Here is a 6,469-nt window from a genome sequence, read left to right as displayed (position 1 = left end):
TGGAGGCGCTGGCGCCGCTGGAACCCCGCCTTGTCGAGACCGACGCGCGGGGCATGGTGGCCGAGGTGCTGCGCCGTGCCCGGCGCCGCTCGCTGGTCGTCCTGCTCACCGGTCTGGACCCCGCGCCGTTCGAGGAGGGGCTGTTGCCGGTACTGCCGTCACTGACCGCGCGGCACGGGCTGCTGGTCGCCGCCGTGGCCGACCCGGAGGTGTCCCGGCTGGCGGCGGGCCGGGGCGATGCCGACGCCGTGTACGGGGCGGCGGCGGCCGAACGCACCCTCGCCGAGCGGCGGCACGTCACCACGCTGCTGGCCCGGCACGGCGCCGAGGTGGTCGACGCCGCACCGGACGAGCTGGCCCCCGCGCTCGCGGACCGCTATCTCACGCTCAAGGCACGCGGGCGGCTGTGACTCGCGCCCCGCTTCGCGCGATCGAACCCACCCAGCCCCCGTTGACGTGCCGTCAAGGCCTCCTTCACTGCACTCAACGCAGGCAAGGAGGCCTTGCCGGCACGTGGGCCGCGTCCCCCGTCCGGACGCGTCCGGCTGTGTGGTGTGGACGACGCGGTGAAACGCCGGGGTTCGCGAGGACGACGTCCAGGGTGCCCGTGCCGAGCGTCGTGCGGTGCGGTCGGGGAGCGTCGAGAAGGGGAAGTCCGTTGGTTCGTGGTGTGCGGGCGGGTCTGGTGCTGGGCGCCGCCGCGCTGGTGGTGGCCGGGTGCGCCGCGCCCCAGGCCGATCCGAAGGAGGCACCGACGTGGTGCTCCGACCGGAGTTCGGCGCTCGTGCTCGGGGATTCGCTGAGCACCGGCTGGGGCCTGCCGGGGTACGAAGGGGACGGCGGCTACGCCGAGACCGACGCCGCCTGGTCCACGCGGCTGGCCCGCCGGGCCGCCGAGGAGTGGGGCACCTCCACGACCGTGCTCGCGCACAACGGCGCGACGGCGTCCGACTTCCTGCCCGGCGGCCGGTGGCCGGAGACGGCGGGAGCGGCGGAGACGGCGGGCGATCTGATGCCCGCGCTGGTCCTCGTCGTGGTGGGAGCCAACGACTTCTCCCGGGATGTCGACCCCGCCGAGTTCGACGAGCACTACCGCAGGGTCGTCGACGACCTCGCCGCGGCGTCGCCGCGGTCGACGGTCCTGCACGTCATCCAGTACGAGCTGGGCGCCCGCGAGGCCGAGGACCCGAGGTACCCGTGGGATACCTACGCGGACGTGATCGAGACCGTCGCGGCGGACGAGGGCAACGAGGTCCTCGACCTGCGCGAGTATTTGCCCGCGGGGGACACGGAGGAGGCCGAGGGCCTCTTCCTGCCGGACCGGGCGCACCTCAACCCGGCGGGGCAGCGGCTCGTGCGGGCGGTGGTCTGGACCTATCTCGACACGTGGTGCGGTGGCGCCCGCTCGTAACGACCGCGCGCGGGCGGGCGGTGCCCGTCAGGTCTCCGCACGGCGCGGCGCCGGAGGCTCGCCAGGTTTGCGGCAGACGTAAAGCGAGTCGAGCGGGTCGTCCGGCACGTCGTTGACCTCGATGCCGGTGAACCCGGCGTCGCGGAGCATCGTCCTGGCGAGCTGTTCACCCCAGACCGTGCCGAGCCCGGCTCCGCCCTGGGCCAGCGACACGGTCATGCAGTGCAGCGTGCTGATCGAGTACAGCAGCGGCGCCGACGGGTTGTCGAGGTTGTCGGCGAGGTCGGTGGCCGCGCGGGTGTCCATCATGACGAAGTACCCGCCCGGCGCCAGCGCGTCGTACACCCGGCGCAGCACGCGGGCGGGCTCGGCCTGGTCGTGGATCGTGTCGAACGCGAACACGGCGTCGAACGGCGGGTCCAGCGGCAGATGCACGATGTCGTATGCGGCGAAGGACACGTTGGACAATCCCATGTCCGCAGCCTCGGCTCCCGCACGCTCCACGGCGTCGTCGGCGAAGTCGTAGCCGACGAACTGCGAGGCCGGGAAGTGCGCGGCCAGCAGATTCGTCGAGTGGCCCGTGCCGCAGCCGATGTCGGCCACCCGCGCGCCCTCGGTGAGCCGGCGCGGCAGGTCGCCCGTCATCGGGAGCAGGCCGTCGATGAGCTGCTCATCGAACAGGCCCCGGCTCATGCCGTCCATCAGTTCAGTGAACCGGGGACGGAACCGTTCGTAGGGGACCCCGCCGCCCTCGCGGAACGCGGTCGTGACCTCGTCCAGGTGCTCCCCGAGCGCCGCCGTGGCCAGGGTGAACGGTGCGAGGTTGGTGGCGCGGTCGCCGGTCAGGCACAGCGCGTGCTCAGCGGGGAGCGTGAACGTCAGCGTGGTGGGGTCGTAGGTCACGATGCCGCTCGTGGCCATCGCGCCGAGCCACTCGCGCACGTACCGCGCGTTGAGCCCGGCCCGCTCGGCCAGCTCGTGGCTGGTGGCGGGCCCGCGCCCCAGCGCGTCGAACAGTCCGGTGCGGTGGCCGATGCCGATGAGGTGACTGAGCATCCCGCCGGTGATGAACTCCTGGAGCCTGCCCGCGAACTCCTCGACGCGGTCGGTGTCGAGTTCGCCGGTCTCGGCCCGCTGGGGCGGCGTGGCGGTCATGATGCCCTCCCGGGGCTGTGGTGGCGTCGGTGTCCCACGCCCCGGGATTCGCCCGATCGGGGGTCGGTCAAACAGCGGGCGTCGTCACCAGTGACGGAAGGTCGGGTTTCATCGCGCCGGAGGCGGGCCTGTCGTCTGGCGCCCGGCGTGATGGAGCGGGCGTCCGCGCAGTGACATCGACGGCCACCCTTGGGTGCAACCACACGAGCCTGCCGAGCGTGAAGGTGGTCCCGAGCCATGACGGTGATGTCATTGTCGTATCAGCGTCGTATCAGCATAGGCCGTGTTCCTGAGCCCAGTTGCGGAACCCGCCGGGACGGAAAGGCAGGCGATACTGACTCATCAGCAGGTCGTCTGCGAGGGCATCGACCAGCTCCACGGTCAACAGGCCACCTCGAATGGCTTCGCACAGCAGTGCCAGTGTCGGACGGAGCGCGACCCCATGGGTCTTGGCCGCGTGCCTGCCCGCACCGTCGTCGATGACAGCGACGCCGCCACTGGTTTTCGCGAGAGCGAGGACTCCTGCCTCGCCCTTGTTGCGGTTTCCGCGTACGAGCAGCGAGGCGAATTCGGCGAAGGCCGCCATCTCCGCCGTCGTGCGGAGCTCTCGGTGTTCGATCCAGTCCGCTTCCAGCGCGGCCTGAATCCGGTGGTCTCGTGCGGCGCTCTCCGTGAGTTCGTCGAGCACCACGTCTGGAACCAGGGCCTTGCGCTCACCGACCACCGCTTTCAAGACCCCGAGCCAGTTCTGACGAGCGAAGTGCATGAGCGGGCTGGTGTCGAACACCAGCAGTTCGACCGGACCGGCCGAGACGACGGAATCCCCAGTACCCGCCATCAGACGAAGTCCCAGACCGCGCTCTCGGGTAGCTCGGGGAGTTCGGGTAGATCTCCTTCGTCCCAGGTGTCGAAGAGCAGGTCGACCGCTCGGGCGGAGGAGATCATCTCGTGCCGGTACAGGCGCAGTACGGCCTTCTCGTAGACACGGGCGAGTGTCGGGGCGGCCAACTCGTCGCTTGTCACGAGGTTCAGTTCGACGATGTCAGCGCGCGTCGTTCGGTAGTTCCGAATCTGTGCTGCTTCCGTGTCGTCGGCCAACCTCAATTCCCGCAGGCGCCGGGAGAGCGTCGACATGTCGACGCGAAAGGTGCTCGCCGTCTTGACGGCCGCGGTTCGCACGGAATCCCCATCGCGCCGACGATCGGTCCAGAATCGCTCGACGCCCTCGGTGGGAAGGAGGAGCGCGCGCGCGAAGCGGTCGATGCGTGACTCCCACGCGTAGTCGTCGTCCTTGTCATCGATTCGCCAGTCGATCGTGTACTCGTCGGCGAACAGGTAGTGGCCGAGTTCGTGGGCGAGTGCGAGGCGACGACGCCCGACCCGGAGATGCCCGTTGATAACGGCGACACCGCCCGTGGCCAACAGAATGGAGGCGGCGTCCGCGGAGTTCGGCCCCATGTCGATCGCGAACGAGAAGAGGCCGAGGTCACCGAATACGGCTGACAGGTGGAGCAGAGGGGCCTGGCTGTCCAGGCCGAGCATCCGCCGCGCCTCCGACGCCGCGCGCTCTGTCTCGGCCATGCTGCCCGGACGGTCAAGGCGAGTGACGGACGGGACGGGGAAGGCGTCGTCGTGGCGCGCGACGAACTCGACGTTCCAGGCGATCCGTTCGACCATGCGGTCGATGGCCGGGCTCTCACCCGCCGGCTCCGCAACGTTGCGGTGCGAAACGATGGCTGCGGGCGTCTCCATGACGAACCACTCGATCCGCTCCCCGACGGCTTCCGCGATCCGGGCGAGTTCGAGCGCTGAGACCCGACGCGAGCCGCTTTCGACTTTCGCCAGGGCTGACCTGTCGAGCGAGACGGCCGCCGCGAGCTCGGCTTGGGTCAATCCAGCACGGTCCCGCGCGGTCGCGATGCGCCTTCCCATGGACTCGATGTCGACAGCCACTGTGCGATTTTAGAACACATGGCTGCCGCGTGCTACTTCTCGGCGACCGGAGCGGGTGCGGCTGCCTACGGGCGATGATCGGCTCGCGTGCCACTCGCGCCGTCGACACAGGCCGCGCTCGCGCGTTCACGACATCGGGCGGGCCGACCGAACGGCGGTCACGACGCGCGAAAACTGGCCACATGTTTCGTTCACGCCGCCGTGGGCAGGGGCGCGTCGACGTCCCGGGGGTCGACGTCTCCGGTCTCGCCCGCCCGGGCCGCGCGCCTGCCGACGACGAAGACGTACCACAGGAAACCCGCCTCGGCGGCCACGCCGATGCCCACCCGGGCCCACGTCGGCAGACCGGACGGGGTCACGAACGCCTCGATCACCCCGGACACCAGCAGCACGCACACCAGTCCCAGCGCCACGGCGGCGACCGTGCGACCCGCCCGAGCCAGCGCCACCGGCCGTGGCAGCGGCCCCGGGTCGAGCACCGTCCAGCCCAGCCGCAGCCCCAGGCCCGCGGCGACGAACACGGCCGTCAGCTCAAGCAGCCCGTGGGGGGCGAGCAACCCGAGGAAGAACTCGCCGCGCCCGGCCGAGGCCATGAGGCCGAGTCCCACCCCGAGGTTGAGGGCGTTGAGGAACAGCACCACGAGCACGGGCAGGCCCAGCAGTACGCCGAGCACCAGTGACGCGGCGGCGACCTGGGCGTTGTTCGTCCACACCTGCGCGGCGAACGACGCGGCGGGCTCGCTGGAGTAGTACGACTCGTACTGCCCTCCGGGGCGTGTCATCGCGCGGATCTCCTCCGGGGCCGCGATACTCGCCCGTACTCCGGCGTCACCGGCCACCCACGCGCCGAGCATCCCCGTGACGAACACGAACACGGCGGCGGTGGACACCCACCACGGCCATGCCCGGTACACGGCCGCGGGGAAGCGGCGCGCGAAGAACCGGCCCACGTCCCGCCACGCGGGGGTGTGCGACCCGGTCACCGCGGCGCGGGCCCGCGCCACCAGCGCCGAAAGCCGGGACAGCACCTGCTCGTCCGGCGCGGTCGAGCGCACCAGCGAAAGGTGGGTGGCCGCGCGCTGGTAGAGGCGCACCAGCTCGTCGGCCTCGGCGCCGGTCAGCCGGTGGCCGCGCCGGGTCAGCTCGGCCAACCGGTCCCACTCGGCGCGGTGCTCGGCGACGAACACGTCCAGATCCACGTTTCACCCCTCCGGGTCGCCTCCACGATACTGGGGAGAATGCGCGGAGAATCCGACCTCGTCACCGGCGACGCCGTGGTGCTCGACCTGCGGCTCGCCCGGTCGGCGAGCCGGGCACTCGGCTATGCCCTCGATCTCCTGGTGCAGGTCGCGTCCCTCCTGCTGGTCCTCCTGGTTTTCGCGCTCACTCCGGTCACCGGCGACACCGCGCTGCTGTTGGCGGTGATCACCACGGTGCAACTGGCCGTCCTCATCGGCTACCCGACCCTGCTGGAGACGCTCACGCGGGGCCGCACGCTCGGCAAGATGGCGCTCGGCCTGCGCGTCGTGCGCGCCGACGGTGGGCCGATCCGCTTTCGCCACGCCCTGATTCGCGCGCTCGCGGGCGCCTTCGTCGACTTCGGCCCGTTCGGCGCCTGGAGCGTGGTCGGGTTCCTGACCTCGTTGTCCTCGGAACAGGGCAAGCGGGTCGGCGACTACCTCGCCGGCACGGTCGTGGTGCGCGAGCGGGCACCCCGATCGGCCGCCACCATGGAGCTGGCCATGCCCCCGGCGCTGGCGGCGTGGGCCTCGGGGCTCGACCTCACCGGCCTGCCCGACGACCTCGCGTTGGCGGCTCGCCAATATCTCGGCCGGTATCACGAGCTCGACGAGGGCTCGCGCGAACGGGTCGGCGCCCGGCTCGCCGCCGAGGTCGCCCACCGCATCGGCGCACCCGTCCCGGCCGGTGTGCCGCCGTGGGCGTACCTCT

Annotated in this window: 6 protein-coding genes and 1 pseudogene; 3 read left to right on the top strand and 4 right to left on the bottom strand. The window is 71.3% G+C overall.

What is annotated here, in order from left to right; translation table 11 throughout:
* Window positions 1-410, top strand: a pseudogene (locus SACSA_RS23040) (DUF58 domain-containing protein); the annotation flags it as partial.
* 260 nt (window positions 411-670) lie between these two features.
* Window positions 671-1,411 carry an SGNH/GDSL hydrolase family protein gene (locus SACSA_RS0114180; RefSeq protein WP_019816563.1) on the top strand — a complete coding sequence of 247 codons (741 nt, stop codon included), beginning with the start codon at window positions 671-673 and terminating at the stop codon, window positions 1,409-1,411.
* 27 nt (window positions 1,412-1,438) lie between these two features.
* Here SACSA_RS0114180 and SACSA_RS0114175 read toward each other — a convergent pair whose 3' ends face one another.
* The 4 genes from SACSA_RS0114175 to SACSA_RS0114160 form a co-directional block, all read right to left on the bottom strand.
* Window positions 1,439-2,566, bottom strand: coding sequence for a class I SAM-dependent methyltransferase (locus SACSA_RS0114175; protein ID WP_019816562.1), 1,128 nt, complete (start codon window positions 2,564-2,566; stop codon window positions 1,439-1,441).
* A 271-nt stretch (window positions 2,567-2,837) separates the two neighbouring features.
* Window positions 2,838-3,353, bottom strand: coding sequence for a hypothetical protein (locus tag SACSA_RS0114170; protein WP_198009070.1), 516 nt, complete (start codon window positions 3,351-3,353; stop codon window positions 2,838-2,840).
* 50 nt (window positions 3,354-3,403) lie between these two features.
* Window positions 3,404-4,519, bottom strand: coding sequence for a helix-turn-helix domain-containing protein (locus SACSA_RS0114165; RefSeq protein WP_157596890.1), 1,116 nt, complete (start codon window positions 4,517-4,519; stop codon window positions 3,404-3,406).
* A 191-nt stretch (window positions 4,520-4,710) separates the two neighbouring features.
* Window positions 4,711-5,718, bottom strand: coding sequence for a stage II sporulation protein M (locus SACSA_RS0114160; RefSeq protein WP_019816559.1), 1,008 nt, complete (start codon window positions 5,716-5,718; stop codon window positions 4,711-4,713).
* A gap of 39 nt (window positions 5,719-5,757) precedes the next feature.
* On the opposite strand from SACSA_RS0114160, the gene SACSA_RS23035 reads away from it, so the two are divergent.
* A partial coding sequence (locus tag SACSA_RS23035; RefSeq protein ID WP_019816558.1) for an RDD family protein occupies window positions 5,758-6,469 on the top strand: 712 nt, incomplete at its 3' end.

Source organism: Saccharomonospora saliphila YIM 90502 (assembly GCF_000383795.1).
Taxonomy (GTDB): Bacteria; Actinomycetota; Actinomycetes; order Mycobacteriales; family Pseudonocardiaceae; genus Saccharomonospora; species Saccharomonospora saliphila.
This window is presented reverse-complemented; position numbering and strand designations above follow the sequence as displayed.